19 protein-coding genes are annotated in these 16456 nt (G+C 58.5%); 16 read left to right on the top strand and 3 right to left on the bottom strand.

Annotation, left to right across the window (positions count from 1 at the left end):
* Window positions 1-11: 11 nt before the first annotated feature.
* The 4 genes from IC234_RS04680 to pruA all read left to right on the top strand — a co-directional run bounded on the left by IC234_RS04680 (window position 12) and on the right by pruA (window position 3444).
* Window positions 12-704 carry a YjjG family noncanonical pyrimidine nucleotidase gene (locus tag IC234_RS04680; RefSeq protein WP_190922702.1) on the top strand — a complete coding sequence of 231 codons (693 nt, stop codon included), beginning with the start codon at window positions 12-14 and terminating at the stop codon, window positions 702-704.
* 103 nt (window positions 705-807) lie between these two features.
* A complete protein-coding gene (locus IC234_RS04675; protein WP_190922701.1) occupies window positions 808-1356 on the top strand; it encodes a hypothetical protein in 549 nt (182 codons plus the stop codon).
* Window positions 1357-1366: 10 nt separating this feature from the next.
* Entirely contained in the window at window positions 1367-1711 is a 345-nt protein-coding gene (locus IC234_RS04670) for a hypothetical protein (RefSeq protein WP_190922700.1), read from the top strand.
* Window positions 1712-1779: 68 nt separating this feature from the next.
* Window positions 1780-3444 (top strand): L-glutamate gamma-semialdehyde dehydrogenase, encoded by a 1665-nt coding sequence (gene pruA / locus IC234_RS04665; RefSeq protein ID WP_190922699.1) that lies wholly within the window; start codon window positions 1780-1782, stop codon window positions 3442-3444.
* 82 nt (window positions 3445-3526) lie between these two features.
* On the opposite strand, the gene IC234_RS04660 is transcribed toward pruA, so the two are convergent.
* Both IC234_RS04660 and IC234_RS04655 read right to left on the bottom strand, forming a co-directional pair.
* On the bottom strand, window positions 3527-3931 hold the full coding sequence (locus IC234_RS04660; RefSeq protein ID WP_190922698.1) for a response regulator: 405 nt from the start codon (window positions 3929-3931) through the stop codon (window positions 3527-3529).
* Window positions 3912-5087, bottom strand: coding sequence for a sensor histidine kinase (locus IC234_RS04655; RefSeq protein ID WP_190922697.1), 1176 nt, complete (start codon window positions 5085-5087; stop codon window positions 3912-3914). The genes IC234_RS04660 and IC234_RS04655 overlap by 20 nt, the downstream gene beginning before the upstream one ends.
* 324 nt (window positions 5088-5411) lie before the next feature.
* Here IC234_RS04655 and IC234_RS04650 point away from each other — a divergent pair, with 324 nt between their 5' ends.
* From IC234_RS04650 to IC234_RS04600, 11 genes are all read left to right on the top strand, one after another.
* A complete protein-coding gene (locus IC234_RS04650; RefSeq protein WP_190922696.1) occupies window positions 5412-5804 on the top strand; it encodes an NADH-quinone oxidoreductase subunit A in 393 nt (130 codons plus the stop codon).
* Window positions 5805-5879: 75 nt separating this feature from the next.
* Window positions 5880-6434 (top strand): NADH-quinone oxidoreductase subunit B, encoded by a 555-nt coding sequence (locus tag IC234_RS04645; RefSeq protein ID WP_092674994.1) that lies wholly within the window; start codon window positions 5880-5882, stop codon window positions 6432-6434.
* An 89-nt stretch (window positions 6435-6523) separates the two neighbouring features.
* On the top strand, window positions 6524-7084 hold the full coding sequence (locus IC234_RS04640) for an NADH-quinone oxidoreductase subunit C (RefSeq protein ID WP_190922695.1): 561 nt from the start codon (window positions 6524-6526) through the stop codon (window positions 7082-7084).
* Between the two features lie 93 nt (window positions 7085-7177).
* Window positions 7178-8365, top strand: a complete 1188-nt coding sequence (locus IC234_RS04635) for an NADH dehydrogenase (quinone) subunit D (protein WP_046244293.1) — start codon at window positions 7178-7180, stop codon at window positions 8363-8365.
* A 21-nt stretch (window positions 8366-8386) separates the two neighbouring features.
* Window positions 8387-8959, top strand: a complete 573-nt coding sequence (locus IC234_RS04630) for an NADH-quinone oxidoreductase subunit NuoE family protein (protein ID WP_190922694.1) — start codon at window positions 8387-8389, stop codon at window positions 8957-8959.
* A 31-nt stretch (window positions 8960-8990) separates the two neighbouring features.
* The gene (gene nuoF, locus IC234_RS04625) at window positions 8991-10331 is read left to right on the top strand and encodes an NADH-quinone oxidoreductase subunit NuoF (protein ID WP_190922693.1); all 1341 of its coding nucleotides are present in this window, start codon (window positions 8991-8993) and stop codon (window positions 10329-10331) included.
* Window positions 10332-10457: 126 nt separating this feature from the next.
* Window positions 10458-11474 carry a 2Fe-2S iron-sulfur cluster-binding protein gene (locus IC234_RS04620; protein WP_190922692.1) on the top strand — a complete coding sequence of 339 codons (1017 nt, stop codon included), beginning with the start codon at window positions 10458-10460 and terminating at the stop codon, window positions 11472-11474.
* Between the two features lie 102 nt (window positions 11475-11576).
* The gene (gene nuoH / locus IC234_RS04615) at window positions 11577-12656 is read left to right on the top strand and encodes an NADH-quinone oxidoreductase subunit NuoH (RefSeq protein WP_190922691.1); all 1080 of its coding nucleotides are present in this window, start codon (window positions 11577-11579) and stop codon (window positions 12654-12656) included.
* A 5-nt stretch (window positions 12657-12661) separates the two neighbouring features.
* Complete coding sequence (locus tag IC234_RS04610; RefSeq protein ID WP_190922690.1) at window positions 12662-13240, top strand: NuoI/complex I 23 kDa subunit family protein; 579 nt, start codon at window positions 12662-12664, stop codon at window positions 13238-13240.
* Window positions 13241-13355: 115 nt separating this feature from the next.
* A complete protein-coding gene (locus tag IC234_RS04605) occupies window positions 13356-13865 on the top strand; it encodes an NADH-quinone oxidoreductase subunit J family protein (RefSeq protein ID WP_190922689.1) in 510 nt (169 codons plus the stop codon).
* Window positions 13866-13973: 108 nt separating this feature from the next.
* On the top strand, window positions 13974-15032 hold the full coding sequence (locus IC234_RS04600) for a phytanoyl-CoA dioxygenase family protein (protein ID WP_223827496.1): 1059 nt from the start codon (window positions 13974-13976) through the stop codon (window positions 15030-15032).
* A 150-nt stretch (window positions 15033-15182) separates the two neighbouring features.
* Here IC234_RS04600 and IC234_RS04595 read toward each other — a convergent pair whose 3' ends face one another.
* Window positions 15183-15371 (bottom strand): hypothetical protein, encoded by a 189-nt coding sequence (locus IC234_RS04595; protein ID WP_190922688.1) that lies wholly within the window; start codon window positions 15369-15371, stop codon window positions 15183-15185.
* A 238-nt stretch (window positions 15372-15609) separates the two neighbouring features.
* Here IC234_RS04595 and IC234_RS04590 point away from each other — a divergent pair, with 238 nt between their 5' ends.
* Window positions 15610-16428 carry a hypothetical protein gene (locus tag IC234_RS04590; protein WP_190922687.1) on the top strand — a complete coding sequence of 273 codons (819 nt, stop codon included), beginning with the start codon at window positions 15610-15612 and terminating at the stop codon, window positions 16426-16428.
* Window positions 16429-16456: the final 28 nt, after the last annotated feature.

Raw genomic sequence — 16456 nt, 5'->3', positions numbered from 1 at the left:
GACAACTACTTATGAAATACCGCCACCTGTTCTTCGACCTCGACCACACGCTGTGGGACTTCGAGAAAAACGCCAACGAAACGCTGCGCACGCTCTACGCGCGGCACGATTTTGCGCGGTTTGGCACGTTCACGGTGGAGGAATTCATTCGGGTGTACAGCGACATCAACCACGCGCTGTGGCGCATGTACCAGAGTGGCAAAATTTCGCAAACGCAGCTGCGCGACGTGCGTTTCTCGCGCACGCTCAGCAAGTTGGGCGTGCCGGACGCCGACGTGCCCGCCACCATCTCGGCCGAGTTTACGGACATTCTGCCGCTGAAGTCGGCGGTGTTTCCCTACACCCACGAGGTGCTCGACTACCTGAAGCCCAAGTACCGGATGCACCTCATCACCAACGGCTTCAACGATATTCAGGCCACCAAGCTGGCCTCCTCGAACCTGACGCACTACTTCGAGTCGGTCATCACCTCCGAGCACAGCGGCCACCTCAAGCCCGACCCGCGCATGTTTCAGCACGCCCTGCAGCACACCGGCGCCACGGCCGCCGAAAGCCTGATGATAGGCGACAACCTGGAATGCGACGTGCTGGGCGCGTTCAATGCCGGCATCGACCAGGTCTATTTCAACCCCGACAAGCGCCGCCACTTCGCCCAAACCACGCACGAAATCAGCTGCCTGAGCGAGTTGAAAGGGTTTTTGTAATAAGAGATTTGAGACATTTAGACACGAGAAGCGGGAGGCAAACGAAGTACTGCTTACATTCTCATGTCCCGTGTCTCAATGTTGCAAGTCTCAGTATTGTTTTATGATTCACCTCATTGGCCTCTCCGGCCGCCGGGGCAGCGGCAAAGACACCGTGGCCCGGCTCATTCAGCAGCTGCAGCCCGAACGCCTCTGGCAGGTCCGCTCGTTCGGCGACTCCATCAAATCGGTCTGCGCCGCCCTCACGGGCGAGGACGTGGCCCCCTATTACTCGCAAAAAGGCAAGGCTGAGCTGGTGCCCACGTTCCGGCGCACCCGGGGCGAAATGCTGCAGCAGGTGGGCGAAGCCCTGCGCCAGTGGGAGCCGTTGGTGTGGGTCGATGCCTTCTTTGCCGCGCTGCCGCACGATGCCTGCGTGCTGGTGCCTGACGTGCGCTACGCCAACGAGGCCGACCCCATCCGGGCGCGCGGCGGCATCATGCTGCGCGTGGAAGGCGACCCGCTGCAGCAGCGCGGCGACGGCACCCGCGACGACAACCACCCCAGCGAAGTATCAATGGATACTTACCCCAATTTTGACTACGTGCTGCACAACACGGGCTCGTATCAGGACTTGGAGCGGCAGGTGCGCGAGCTGCTGAAGCGGCTGTAGCATCTCAAAGATGAAAACTATTCCAGTCAAAGTTTGGAATCGAATTGATATGCTGCAAAAACCAATTGCAGCAATAGCCCGGGCATCAGCAAGCAATCAGAAACGCTGGGTCATGATTGATGTTAAGAGATGGAGCGTCGTAGCGCAGCCACCACACCTTTATCACGTTTCTGATATTGAGTTTGATATGGCACTACTGAATAAGTATGCTGAAGATGGAGACGAAGATTTGGCAATTGTAGCCCAAACTAGCTATTACGTTGCTGATGTTGCTGAGCTATATGCTTTGTTGTTACAACTTGAAGTCGGCCCTGAATCATTTAATGCTCCTTGGCATGTGGGCTATCCACTATAGCTGTTATAGTATCATCCTACCTTTGCCCCATCCCACCCTAAACCTTCCCAAACCTAACCCGAACCCTTATGGCCAACGCCTTTTTTAACGTCCCCTACCCGATTAACGAACCCGTGAAGGGCTACGCGCCCGGCTCGAAAGAGCGGCTGGAGCTGCAGCAGCAGCTCAAGAGCCTGCGCGGGCTGGAGCTGGACATTCCGATGTACATCGGCGGCAAGCAGGTGCGGACGGGCAAGCTGGAGCGCATTGCCCCGCCCCATGACCACCAGCGCACCATCGCCCACTTCCACGCCGGCGACGCCAGCCACGTGCAGCTGGCCATCGACGCCGCGCTGGCTGCCCGCACCGCCTGGGCCGAGCTGCCCTGGGAGCACCGCGCCGCCGTGTTCCTCAAGGCCGCCGATTTGCTGGCCGGCCCCTACCGCGCCCGCATCAACGCGGCCACCATGCTGGGCCAGAGTAAGAACGCCTTCCAGGCCGAAATCGACGCCGCCTGTGAACTGATTGACTTCTTCCGCTTCAACGTGTACTACATGCAGGAAATCTACAAGCAGCAGCCCGAGAGCCTGCCCGGCATGTGGAACCGCGTGGAGCACCGCGCCCTGGAAGGCTTCGTGTTCGCCCTCACGCCGTTCAACTTTACGTCCATCGCCGGCAACCTGCCTTCGTCGGCGGCCATGATGGGCAACGTCATCGTCTGGAAGCCCGCCAACACCCAGATTTATTCGGCCCAGGTGCTGATGGAGCTATTCAAGGAAGCCGGCGTGCCCGATGGCGTCATCAACTTGGTGTATGTGGACGGCCCCACGGCCGGCGACGTCATTTTCTCGCACCGCGACTTTGCTGGCATCCACTTCACCGGCTCCACCGGCGTGTTCCAGAACATCTGGAAGACCATCGGTCAGAACATTCACCTCTACAAGTCCTACCCGCGCATCGTGGGCGAAACCGGCGGCAAAGACTTCATCCTCGCCCACCACTCGGCTCACCCCAAAGCCGTGGCCGTGGCCATGAGCCGGGGCGCTTTCGAGTACCAGGGCCAGAAGTGCTCGGCCGCTTCGCGCGTCTACCTGCCATCCAACACGGCCCAGGAAATCCTCGGCTACGTGAAGGAAGACCTCGCCTCCTTCAAGATGGGCGACGTGGAAGACTTCGGCAATTTCATCAACGCCGTTATCAGCGAGGTGTCCTTCGATAAGCTGGCCAAGTACCTCGACAACGCCAAGGCCGACCCGAACGTGGAAATCATTGCCGGCGGCAATTATGACAAGTCGAAGGGCTATTTCATCGAGCCCACCGTCATCGTGGCCAAAGACCCCAAGTACGTGACCATGTGCGAGGAGCTGTTCGGCCCCGTGCTCACGGTGCACATTTACGACGAGAACCAGTTCGAAGAAACGCTGGAGTTGGTGGACACCACCTCGCCCTACGCCCTCACCGGCGCCGTGTTTGCCCAGGACCGGTACGCCATCGACCTGGCCAGCAAGAGCCTGCAAAACTCGGCCGGCAACTTCTACATCAACGACAAGCCTACTGGCGCCGTGGTGGGCCAGCAGCCCTTCGGCGGGGCCCGCGCTTCCGGCACCAACGACAAAGCCGGCTCGCAACTCAACCTCATCCGTTGGGTGTCGCCCCGCGCCATCAAGGAGACCTTTGTACCCGTCACGGACTACCGCTACCCCTTCCTGGGCTCGGAGCCGGCCGAGGATTTGAACCGCGACAAAGGGTTGTAAGGGCCTTGTCAGTTAGCCACAAAAAAGCCGTCTCTTTCACCGGAGGCGGCTTTTTCATGTCAATAGTGAATCTGGCTGAGAGTCATTCAGCGTCCGCGTCGCCTCCTAATTTCGACTGGATGGCCCGGATTTCGCCGCTGTCCAGCGGCTTGTGAATCAGGCCCGCCACCAAGTCGTATTCCTTCGATTTTTCGAGGTCGGCCAGGGCCAGCGACGACGTGAGGATGTAGATGGCGCAGTGCCCCCGCAATTCTTCTTCGTAGGGTGCGAGGGCATCCAGAAACTGCCAGCCGTCCATTTCGGGCATGTTCAAGTCCAGAAAAACCACTTGGGGCATCAGATTTTCCTTCGCCCGCATCAGCAGCTTGTCCAGCGCTTTTTGGGCCGATTGGAACGTGCAGATGGTGTTGGAAAATCCTTCGGCCCGCAGGAGCTGCTCGGTGAGGTAGGTGGCAAGGTTGTCGTCGTCAATGAGGTAGGTTTTCATCCGCACGGGGCCTGAAATGAAGGGTAAATTCGGTGCCTTCGTCGAGGCGGCTCCGAACGGAAATAGCCCCGCCCATGGCTTCTGCGTGGGCCTTCACCAGGAAAAGGCCGATGCCGCGCCCGGCAGTACCCGTGCCGCCGTGAAAGCGACGGTACAGCTGAAAAATATTATCGCTCGCCTTCTCCTGGTCGAACCCGGAGCCGTTGTCGCGCACCGTGAGGATGGTGCCCAGGCGCGGGTCCTGGGCCGCCGCTATGTCAATCTGCAATGGCCGCGCGTCGGAGCGGTACTTGATGGCGTTGGAAATCAGATTGTGGAAAATGCTGTGGAAATAGGCCCGGCTGCCCGCCACGTGCAGCGTTGCCGGGATGGCGTTGTGCAGCTGGCCGCCGCAGTCCCGCAATGCCTCCTGCAGGCTGAGCAGCGCCTGCTGGCACACGGCGGCCACGGGCACGGGTTCGGGCCGGTAGCCGTCCTGCGAGTCGCGCAGCGACAGAATGTTGTTCACGTCCATCATCACCTGGTCGAGCTGTTGAATGCTGGTGCGCAGGTGCTGCAACGACACGTCAAACGTATCGGAGCGTTTGTCTAGCCGCGACAGCAAATCGGTAAAGCCCAAGGCATTGGCCAGCGGGGCCCGCAGGTTGTGCGACACGATGTACGTGAACTGCTGCAGGTCGGAATTTTGCTGCACGAGTTGTTCCGTGAGCAGGAGCTGGCGCTCTTCGGCCTGCTTTTCCTTGGTGAGGTCGTGCACCACGCCCACCAGCTGGTAGCAGCGGCCGGCTTCGTCGTGCACCGGCGTCACGCTCACTTCGCCCGTCACGCGGCCGGTGGGATAGTCAGAGGTTTCCAGCCAGCTCACCCGCTGCGAGGTGCGGATGGCTTCTTCGTATTTGGTGAGCACCAGGCTCAGCGAAGGCTCCGGAATAACGTCACTCACGTAGCTGCCGGCCACTTTTTCTACCGGCACTCCCGTGGCTTTCTCAAAAGCGCTGTTGGCGAAAATGAAGCGGTAGCGGCCGTCATCTTCCACGCTCAACACAAACGTGACGTCGGCAATGGTGTTAAAAATCACCGAAAGCTGGTGTTCGCGCTTCGCCAGGTCGGCATACGACAACGTCGGTTCGGACAAGGGCACTTCGCGCTCTGACATGGGTAGAAATGGTACTGCGCATCAGGCCCAACAGCCCCGAAACGATGTATAATAAGTTAAATTACTACCAAAAAGCGTATTTATCCTTAGCAAATTACATCAACCCAACTTTTAAATCACGCAACGCCGTCAATGTTGAGCTTACGCATTCGGCCCAATTTGCTCGTATGCCCTACAGTCGGATGCCCGGTTTGTCGCAGCAATTGGGTTGTTGCTTACCAAACACCTGCCGCCGCTTCTGCCTTAACATTGCGCCCCTAACCCGTAGGCGCTACCTTTGCCCTTCAGCGCCCACGGGTGCTGCTACCTTCTAAATTTTCCGCTATGTTCTTGATTCAATCGGCTGCCAATTATCAGCCTTCTGATTACCTGCCCATTCTTATTCAATTCGGTCTGGCGCTGGCGTTTGTGGCGTTCGCCATGATTGTGTCGCACTTGGTGGGCCCTAAGCGCACCAGCAAGGTAAAAAACGAAGCCTTCGAGTGCGGCATCGAGTCGGTAGGCAACGCCCGCACGCCGATTTCGGTGAAATACTTCCTCACGGCCATCGTGTTCGTGTTGTTTGACGTCGAGGTCATCTTCATGTACCCGTGGGCGGTGAACTTCCGCGCCTTGGGCAACGATGGCTTCATTGCCATGGTCCTGTTCATGTTCTTCCTGCTGGCGGGCTTTCTCTACATCATCAAAAAGGGCATCCTGCGCTGGAACGAAGCCTAATTCGCCCAAACTTTTGCCGCGCTGCTGGTGTTGGCAACTAGGCCATTAGGCCGTCCAATCTGACTCATCTCCCCTATGGATACCCGCGTTCCAGAAATTAAAACGGTTGAGGCCCCCGAGGGCGTTGAAGGCGCTGGCTTCTTTGCCACCTCGCTGGAGAAAGTGGTGGGCATTGCCCGCGCCAACTCGCTCTGGCCCTTGCCCTTCGCCACCTCCTGCTGCGGCATCGAGTTCATGGCCACCATGGGCTCGCACTACGACATCTCGCGCTTTGGCTCCGAGCGGCCCAGCTTCTCGCCCCGCCAGGCCGATTTGCTCATGGTGATGGGCACCATCGCCAAGAAAATGGCCCCCATCGTGAAGCAGGTGTACGAGCAGATGGCCGAGCCCCGCTGGGTGCTGGCCATGGGCGCCTGCGCCTGCTCAGGCGGCATCTTCGACTCGTACTCGGTGCTGCAAGGCATCGACCGCATCATCCCGGTCGACGTGTACGTGCCCGGCTGCCCGCCCCGCCCCGAGCAAGTGCTCGACGGCCTGATGCGCGTGCAGGACCTCGCCAAAAACGAATCTTTCCGCCGCCGCAACGCGCCCGAGTATCAGGCCCTGCTGGCGTCCTACAACATCAAGTAACTTGGTTGCTAGTTGCTCGTTGTCAGTTGTTAGGCTTCTTATAAACTGACAACTGACAACCAGCAACTGACAACTAGCAACAACCCCGAATGAATCCTCAGGAATCTGCCGCCGCTCCCGAAGCTCCAGTTGCCGAAGACCCGATTAAGGTCCAGAATGCGCGGGTGCTGGCTTTGCTGCATAAGTTGTTTGGCGAGGCCACGTTCACCGATGTGGAGGAGCCCCACGGCCTGCTCACGGTGACCACCACGCGGGAGCGCATCCACGACATCGTGGCCGGCTTGCAGCAGGACCAGGAAATCAAGTTTCATTTCCTGACCACCATGTGCGGCATCAATTACCCCGAGAACGAGGGCAAGGAGCTGGGCATGATTTACCACCTGCACAGCCTGACGCAGAACATCCGCCTGCGGATTAAAATCTTCTTCCCCATCGCCGACCCGGTGGTGCCGACGCTGACCGACCTCTACGCCACCGCCAACTGGATGGAACGCGAGGCCTACGATTTCTACGGCGTCATCTTCACCGGCCACCCCAATCTCATTCGCATCCTCAACGTGGAGGACATGGACTACCACCCCATGCGGAAGGAATACCCGCTCGAGGACGGTACCCGCGAAGACAAAACCGACCTGTTTTTCGGCCGCTAGGCCCCTGATACCCTTATCATGGCAGTAAACGACACGCTGGAAGGCACCCATAAAATCCACGAGGAGGCCGCCGCGCAGCGCCACGGCCAGCTCATGCCCCTGCTCAACGACTTCAGCCAGGAGCTGACGACGCTGAACCTGGGCCCCACGCACCCGGCCACGCACGGCATCTTCCAAAACATCCTGCAAATGGATGGCGAGCGGATTGTGTCGGGCGTGCCCACCATCGGCTACATCCACCGCGCGTTTGAGAAAATTGCGGAGCGCCGGCCGTTCTACCAAATTACGCCGCTCACCGACCGGATGAACTACTGTTCGTCGCCCATCAACAACATGGGCTGGCACATGACGGTGGAGAAGCTGCTCGGCGTGACCGTGCCCAAGCGGGCGCAGTATATGCGCGTGATTATGATGGAGTTGGCCCGCATTGCCGACCACCTCATCTGCAACTCGATTCTGGGCGTGGACACCGGTGCCTTCACCGGCTTCCTGTACGTGTTCCAGGAGCGCGAGAAGATTTACGAAATTTACGAGGAGGTGTGCGGCTCGCGCCTGACCACCAACATGGGCCGCGTGGGCGGCATGGAACGGGATTTCTCGCCGGTGGCGCTGCAGAAGCTGCGCGACTGGCTGAAAACCTTCCCAGCCGTGATGAAGGAGTTTGAGTCGATGTTCAACCGCAACCGCATTTTCATGGACCGCGTGGTGAACGTGGGCCCGATTTCGGCGGAAAAGGCGTTGAACTATGGCTTCACCGGCCCCAACCTGCGGGCCGCCGGCGTCGACTACGACGTGCGCGCCATGAACCCCTACTCTTCCTACGAGGACTTCGAGTTCGATATTCCGGTGGGCACCAACGGTGATACCTACGACCGTTTCATCGTCCGCAACGAGGAAATCTGGCAGAGCCTGCGCATCATCAAGCAAGCGCTGGAGAACCTGCCCGAAGGCCCCTACCACGCCGATGCGCCGCACTACTACCTGCCCGCCAAGCAGGAAGTGTACAAGAACATGGAGGCCCTGATTTACCATTTCAAAATCATCATGGGCGAGATTGACGCCCCGGTGGGTGAGGTATATCACTCCGTGGAAGGCGGCAACGGCGAGTTGGGCTTCTACCTGATTTCGGACGGTGGCCGCACGCCCTACCGCCTGCACTTCCGCCGGCCGTGCTTTATCTATTACCAAGCTTATCCCGAAATGGCCGTGGGCACGACGCTGTCGGACGCCATTGTCATTCTCTCGTCCATGAACGTCATCGCCGGCGAGCTGGACGCCTAGTTTTCTGTGAATCTGACTGATATGGAGCCGACCACCGCGCCCACCAAACCGCAATTTTCTCCCGCCGCGCAAGCGGAAATCAAGCGCCTGCTCACGCACTACCCGGAAGACCGGAGTAAGTCGGCCCTGTTGCCGATTCTGCACATTGCGCAAGCCGAGTTCGGCGGTTGGGTAAGCCCCGAAGTGCAAGACTTGGTTGCCGAAACGCTGAAAATCAAGCCGATTGAAGTGTACGAGGTGGCCACGTTCTACACCCAATACAACCTCAAGCCGGTGGGCAAGCACGTGCTGGAAATCTGCCGCACGGGCCCCTGCATGCTGCGCGGCTCCGACGAGCTGACTGCCCACTTGGAGCGCATCACTGGCGCTAAGGTCGGCGGCACCTCGCCCGACGGTACCTTCACCCTGAAAGAAGTGGAATGCCTGGCCGCCTGCGGCTTCGCTCCCATCGTGCAGGTACGTGAGAAATACTACGAGCAGCTCGATACGCCGGAAGCGGTGGACGCCATGCTCAGCGAATTGAAGAGCCTGGTGCACCGTCCCATTTTGCCATGGGAAGAAACGGGCCTGCCCAACTCCTTGAAGAACTACTAATCGGCTGGCCATCAGCACAACGCTTACCACTATGGGCCGCAAGCTATTAACTGAACATATCAACGTCGAAGGCATCAATACCTTCGAGGTGTACCGCAAGCACGGCGGGTACCGCTCCGTGGAGAAGGCGCTCAAAACCATGACGCCCGACGAAGTGGTGGAAGAAGTGAAGAAGTCGGGCCTGCGGGGCCGCGGCGGCGCAGGCTTCCCCACGGGCATGAAGTGGAGCTTCCTGGCCAAGCCCGAGGGCGTGCCGCGCTACCTCGTCTGCAACGCCGACGAATCGGAGCCGGGCACCTTCAAGGACCGGCAGTTGATGTCGAAACTGCCCCACCTGCTCATCGAGGGCATGATTACGGGCAGCTACGCCTTGGGCGCGCGCACCAGCTACATCTACATCCGCGGCGAGTTGTTGTACGTGCTGCGCATTCTGGAAAAGGCCATTGCTGAAGCCTATGCAGCCGGTTTCCTGGGTAAGAACATCCTCGGCTCGGGCTACTCCTTGGATTTGCACGTGCACCCCGGTGCCGGCGCCTACATCTGCGGCGAAGAAACCGCGCTACTGGAATCCTTGGAAGGCAAGCGCGGCAACCCGCGCAACAAGCCGCCGTTCCCCGCTGTGCAGGGCCTCTACGCCCGCCCCACGGTGGTAAACAACGTGGAAACCATCGCGGCTGTCGTTCCGATTGTGAACGAAGGCGGCGACGAGTACGCCAAGCTGGGCGTGGGCAAAAGCACGGGCACCAAGCTGATTTCGGCTTGCGGCCACTTGAACAAGCCCGGAATCTACGAAATCGAGCTCGGCGTGCCGGTGGAGGAATTCATCTACTCCGATGAGTATTGCGGCGGCATTTGGAAAGGCCGTGACCTGAAAGCTGTAGTGGCTGGGGGTTCGTCCGTGCCGATTTTGCCCAAAGAACTCATTCTGAAAACTGCGGCCGGCGAAAACCGCCTGATGACTTACGAGTCGCTGAGTGACGGCGGCTTCGTGACGGGCACTATGCTGGGCTCCGGCGGCTTCATTGCGATGGACGAAACGACGTGCATTGTGAAGAACACCTGGAACTTCAGCCGCTTCTACCACCATGAGTCGTGCGGGCAGTGCTCGCCCTGCCGTGAGGGCACCGGCTGGATGGAGAAAGTGCTGCACCGCTTGGAGCACGGCCACGGCTCGATGCACGACATCGACCTACTGGTGAGCGTAGCCAAGCAGATTGAAGGCAATACCATCTGCCCGCTCGGCGAAGCCGCCGCGTGGCCAGTAGCGGCTGCCGTGCGTCATTTCCGCCACGAGTTTGAGTGGCACGTGACCAATCCCAAAGAGGCGACTGCCCCTGGCGCGGCCTACCGCGGCGCCCCGGTGTTGGCGTAATTTCAACTTCTGTCATGCTGACGAAGGAAGCAACTTATCACGGCTACCTTCATCAGAACCTGATATTAACCGAGCACTGCGAACGTGATAAGATGCTTCGCAAGCTCAGCATGACAAAACCATCCAATGGCTAAAATAACCTTCGACGGCATTGAGGTAGAGGTTCCGGACGGAACCACTATCCTGAACGCGGCCCGCCAGATTGGCGGGAGCGTGGTGCCGCCCGCCATGTGCTACTACACCCCGCTAAAGGGCTCGGGCGGCAAGTGCCGCGCCTGCCTCGTAAAGGTTTCGGCCGGTTCGACGAAAGACCCGCGGCCCATGCCCAAGTTGGTGGCCTCGTGCATTACCACGGTGCAGGACGGCATGGTGGTGGAAAATACCATCAACCAGCAGGTGCTGGATGTGCGCAAAGGCATCGTGGAGATGCTGCTCATCAACCACCCGCTCGACTGCCCGGTGTGCGACCAGGCCGGCGAGTGCAGCCTGCAGGACTTTGCCTTCGAGCACGGCGTGAGCACCACCCGCTACGAGGAAGAGCGCCGCACCTTCGAGAAAATCGACATCGGCCCGCTCATCCAGCTGCACATGACGCGCTGCATCCTGTGCTACCGCTGCGTGTACACCGCCGACCAGCTTACTCCCGAGCGCGTGCACGGCGTGCTGGGCCGCGGCGATGCCTCGGAAATCGGCACGTACATCGAAAACATCATTGACAACGAGTTCAGCGGCAACGTCATCGACGTGTGCCCGGTGGGCGCGCTGACCGACAAAACTTTCCGCTTCAAACAGCGCGTGTGGTTCACGAAGCCCGTGAATGCCCACCGCAACTGCGAGAACGAGAAGTGCGGCGGCCGGGTAACCCTCTGGTACAAAGGTAAGGACGTGCTTCGCGTCACGGCCCGTAAAGACGAGTACGGTGAAGTGAAGGAGTGGATTTGCAACACCTGCCGCTTCGACAAAAAGGAAACCTCGGACTGGGTGCTCGAAGGCCCGGCGCACATCAACCGCGCCTCGGTTATCTCGGCCAACCACTACGAGTTGCCCGTGGTGAATCCGCAGGTGCTGGCCGACTTGCCGGAAAGCACTACCCGCGAGCTGGAACGCAACCCGCCCCTCCGTTTGGGCGGCATCAATGGCTAATTGATTGATGTGCTGATTGAATGATTTGCTGATGTGCTGGCCACATCACGAGTTAAGGAACCAACAGCACATTAGCACATCAAAAAATCAACACATCAACACATGACTCTTCCCGCACTGGGCTGGCAAGGCCTCGTCGTTCTGGCAACCTTCGGCATTTCGCTGCTGATTGCCACGTATTGCACCTACGCTGAGCGCGTAATTGCCGCATTCCTGCAAGACCGAGTGGGCCCGGACCGCGCCGGTCCCTTCGGCCTGCTGCAGCCGCTGGCCGATGCCGTGAAACTCTTCACCAAAGAAGAATTCTTCCCGGCCGGCGCCAACCGCGCGCTGTTTGTGTTTGGCCCCTGTTTGGCCATGGTCACGGCGTTGATGTCGTCGGCGGTAATTCCGTTTGGCAATTTTCTGCAGTTCGGCGATACCATCATCCACCTGCAGGGCATTGAAATCAACGTGGGAATGCTGTACGTGTTCGGCATTGTGTCGCTGGGCGTGTACGGCATCATGATTGGCGGCTGGGCCTCGAACAACAAGTTCTCGCTGCTGGGCGCCATCCGCGCCGCCTCGCAAAACATTAGCTACGAAATCGCCATGGGCCTCGCCCTGATTGCCGTGCTGATGATGTCGGGCACGCTGTCGCTGCGCGAAATCACGCTGCAGCAATCGGTGGCCGGCGAGTGGCACTTCTGGAACATTGCCAAGCAGCCGCTGGGCTTTATCATCTTCATTGTGTGCGCCTTCGCCGAAACCAACCGGACGCCTTTCGACTTGCCCGAGTGCGAAACCGAGTTGATTGGCGGCTACCACACGGAGTACAGCTCCATGAAAATGGGCCTGTATCTGTTTGCGGAGTACATCAATGTATTCGTGGCGTCGGCCGTGATGAGCGTGCTGTACTTCGGCGGCTTCAACTTCCCCTTCCAGTACGAATTGCGCGATTGGCTGGTGTCGAGCCGCGGCCTGGAACTGGTGACGGCCCAAAACATCATCACCATCCTCGGGCTGGTGGGCTTGTTCGCCAAAATCTTCGGCTTTATTTTCTTCTTCATGTGGGTGCGCTGGACGCTCCCGCGCTTCCGCTACGACCAGCTGATGCGCCTGGGCTGGACTATCCTCATCCCCCTGGCCATCTTCAACATCATGCTGACGGGCGGCCTGATTACGTTCGGCGTGATTAAATAACGACCATGGAATCCCTTAGCAAACGCGCCAAAGTTCTCGAAAAGAAGCCCATGACTTTCGCCGAGCGGGCTTACCTGCCGGCCATTTTCCAGGGCCTGACCATTACGATGCGGCACTTTTTCCGGGCCGCGACCAAGAAGCAAATCACCGTCCGCTACCCCGACGAGACCCGGCCCTTTTCGCCCGTGTTCCGCGGCCTGCACGTGCTCAAGCGCGATGAAGCCGGCCGGGAGCGCTGCACCGCCTGCGGCCTCTGCGCCGTGGCCTGCCCCGCCGAAGCCATCACCATGGTGGCCGGCGAGCGCAAGAAGGGCGAGGAAAACCTCTACCGCGAGGAAAAATACGCCGTAAGCTACGAAATCAACATGCTGCGCTGCATCTTCTGCGGCCTGTGCGAAGAAGCCTGCCCAAAAGCCGCCGTGTACCTGCAAGCCGACAAAATGGCCCCGCCGCGCTTCGAGCGCGACGAGTTCATTTATGGCAAAGACCGGCTGGTGGAGCCCGTGACGCCGGACAACCGCTCGAAGCGCGGCATTCAGCTCACGCCCGAGCAAGCCGACAAGCTGCGCGCGCAACTGGCATAACCGCCTGTCATGCTGGCGAAGGAAGCACCTTATCACCGCTGCCTTCGTCAGAATATGTTAACCACCGCGGCGCAAGCGTGATAAGATGCTTCGCTCCGCTCAGCATGACACCTTCATGTCCCCTCTCTTCCTCTTTCTCTCGTTTGTGGCCCTGCTGAGTGCATTGGGCGTGGTGCTGGCCAAAAACCCGGTGCATAGCGTGCTGTTCCTCATCCTCACGTTCTTCACGCTCTCCGGCCACTATTTGCTGCTGAACGCGCAGTTCCTGGCGGCCGTGAACATCATCGTGTACGCCGGCGCCATCATGGTGCTGTTCCTGTTCGTGATTATGTTTCTGAACCTAAACGAAGAGACGGAGCCCCACAAGCCCGCCTTGGCCAAGATTGCGGCCGCCATTGCCGGCGGCTCGTTACTGTTGATTCTGGTGGCGGCGCTGCGCAATGTGAGCCCCGCCGGCTACGACGCGGCCAGCTTCGATTCGCAAATCGGCATGGTGGACCGGCTGGGACTGGTGCTTTTCAAAGAATACGCGCTGCCGTTTGAGTTGGCGTCGATTCTGCTGCTGGCGGCCATGGTGGGCTCGGTGATGCTGGGCAAGCGCGAGACGGGCGAGCGCAACTTCTAACGCAGCCCTCTCTGATTAATAGGCGGCAACCGAAGGTTCGGTTGCCGCTTTTTTTGTGGCTTTATGTAATTTACGGCCGCTGGTTGGCCTCCGTAAAGCCTGCGTTACATGCTGTTCAAAAATCTACTGAAGAAAAAACCTATTGACTCACTGGCGGGCACTGAGGAGCTTGGTGGCCTGGGGGTGATGTATCTGAAACGGTACTGGTCGCAGGTGCTGGCCCGGCGCAATGGCCTGTTGGTAGCACCAACAGAGCAGAACTGGCGGTTCGACAACCTGCTGCTGAATGGCCTGGGGCTGCCGATAGAGGAAACCCTGCGGCACCTGATGCATGCCGCCCCCACTTTTGCCGAGTTCGAGGCTTGGGTGCTGGCCAAAAACGGCGGCCACCTCGACCCGATGCAGGTTGCGCGGCTCAACAGCTTATTTATGGGCAAGCCTTACCCGGCCGCTTTGCAGCAGAACCTGCGCGAAGTGGAAGCAGCACCCGATGTGCTGAGTGCCGAGGACTTAGCGTTTTGGGACGAGCACGGGTACGTGGTGGTGCGCGGCGCCGTCTCGAAAGAACAGGCGCGGGCCACCGAGCTGGCGGTGTGGGAAGCGCTTGGCATGGACCCGCTCGACCCTGCCACCTGGTACCAAAAACCCATTGGCAAGGGCATTATGATGGATTTTTACCACCATCCTACCCTGCTGGCCAACCGGCAATCGAAGCGAATTCAGAAGGCTTTTGCGCAGCTGTGGCACACCGCCGACCTGTGGAAAACCACCGACCGCACCAGCCTCAACCCGCCCGAGACCAAGCTCTACCACTTCCCGGGGCCGCACCTGCACTGGGACATGAGCCTGGAACCGCCCTTCCGCTTCGGCACGCAAGGCCTGCTGTACCTCTGCGATACGCCGGCCGAGCAAGGTGCCTTTTGCTGCGTGCCGGGCTTCCACCGCCAGCTGGAAAGCTGGCTGGCCGACTTGCCGCCCGGCACCGACCCGCGCCGGGTAAACCTGGACGACCTGGCCGTGCCCATTGCGGCCGAGGCCGGCGACTTCGTGATTTGGCACCACGCGCTGCCGCACGGCAGCAGCCCCAACCGCAGCACTTACCCGCGCATCGTGCAATACCTGAACATGTACCCGGTGGAGTTCAAAGAGACCCTGGCTTGGCGCTAGCGCCGCAGCCGTTCAGCCGTGGTGCCCAAAACGCAAAAGAGCCGCGCCTTTCGGGCACGGCTCTTTTTATATCAATAGGAAGTATAGCTGGCGGGAGATACTACGGTGCTGATTGTATGTATAGTTGGTTCCGAATTACTCGGCAGGGTGTTAGTTATAGGAAGCGGTGGTGGCCACGCCCGGTACCCGCACCACAGCCGTGGAACGAATGGGCATGGAACGGTAGGTGGGCACGCGCATTTTGTAGACGGGCGAAGAAGCCAACTGCACGCGCATCAAGGAGGCGCTCAGCGTAACCCAGAACAGAACAACAGCGGCGAAGAAGTAAAATTTGGTCATGGGTGCGAGTCGTGAGGCGTTTAAGTGATACAAACCTACTCGGCGCCTCAGGAGCAACGGTTGCCTCTTCGTTTAGTCAGGGTCGTTGCACGGTGAACCGGGCGTTTTGCGGTGTCAGCACTTCGCAACTCAGGGTAGTTCGATTATAAAAAAGCGGCGACTGAAATATCAGTCGCCGCTTTCTGTTTCTAAAGCTTCCTATCATTGCGTTGGGTATACAAAAAGCAGATACAAATCGATGGCGACAGACGGAGTAAAAATTATTGACGGCGATTTAGCGCACGATGTATATAGCACATTCATGGAAATGTATGATGCCGGCGCTTCTATTCAAGAAATTAAAGCGGCCGTTGAACAGCCCTTCGACGCAGAAGATGGTTTCGACTACGAAATCTATATTACCGTTTATGCCCTAGCCCTTTGGCAAACAGGGCAATTGACGCAAGACATCATTGCGGAAGTTGATGAAGCAATTGCGCGCGGCGCAGGCGTCAAAGTCTGGCAGGATGAAAACGGAGCAAAAGAAGGGCAAAAGCGCCAGCGCGAGTTGGAAAAACTGCGAGAGAAACTATCAACACCTAATCCCAAGCCTCGCAAGCGTAGAATATATAAACTGGTTACAAAATTTATTTTTGAGGAAAACACGGTTTTAACATTCCAACTTCCCGACGGCGCTTATCGTGCAGCTATTTTGATGGAGGTATTTCAACATCAAGGACGTAGTGAGTACCGATTTCTTGCATCAACTTATGCAGCAACAAGCAAGCCCAACATCGCAGAGATTAGCAACGTGGAAGTATTAGGAAGGAAAATTCCCTCTGGATTCGGACAGTATAAAACCGGACTCGATGTCGTTGCTATTGGCCCAAAATTGCTACGCTCGTTTGCAGACAAATTTGAATCAATCGGAAAAATAGAATTACGCTCCGAATCAAAATATGTAGGTGCTTACAGTGGCGCCCGAGACTTTGAAAGCTTTTGCTGGAACTGGTTGAATACAGCTCTTTATATCAAGAATCTTGGCGGGACTGCTATTCCGCTAAATGAATTGATATAAATAAAAAGCGGCGACTGATTCCTCAGCC

This window comes from Hymenobacter armeniacus (assembly GCF_014699055.1).
GTDB classification, from domain to species: Bacteria; Bacteroidota; Bacteroidia; order Cytophagales; family Hymenobacteraceae; genus Hymenobacter; species Hymenobacter armeniacus.
Note: the sequence above shows the minus strand (reverse complement) of the source record. Positions and strands in the feature narration are given on the sequence as shown.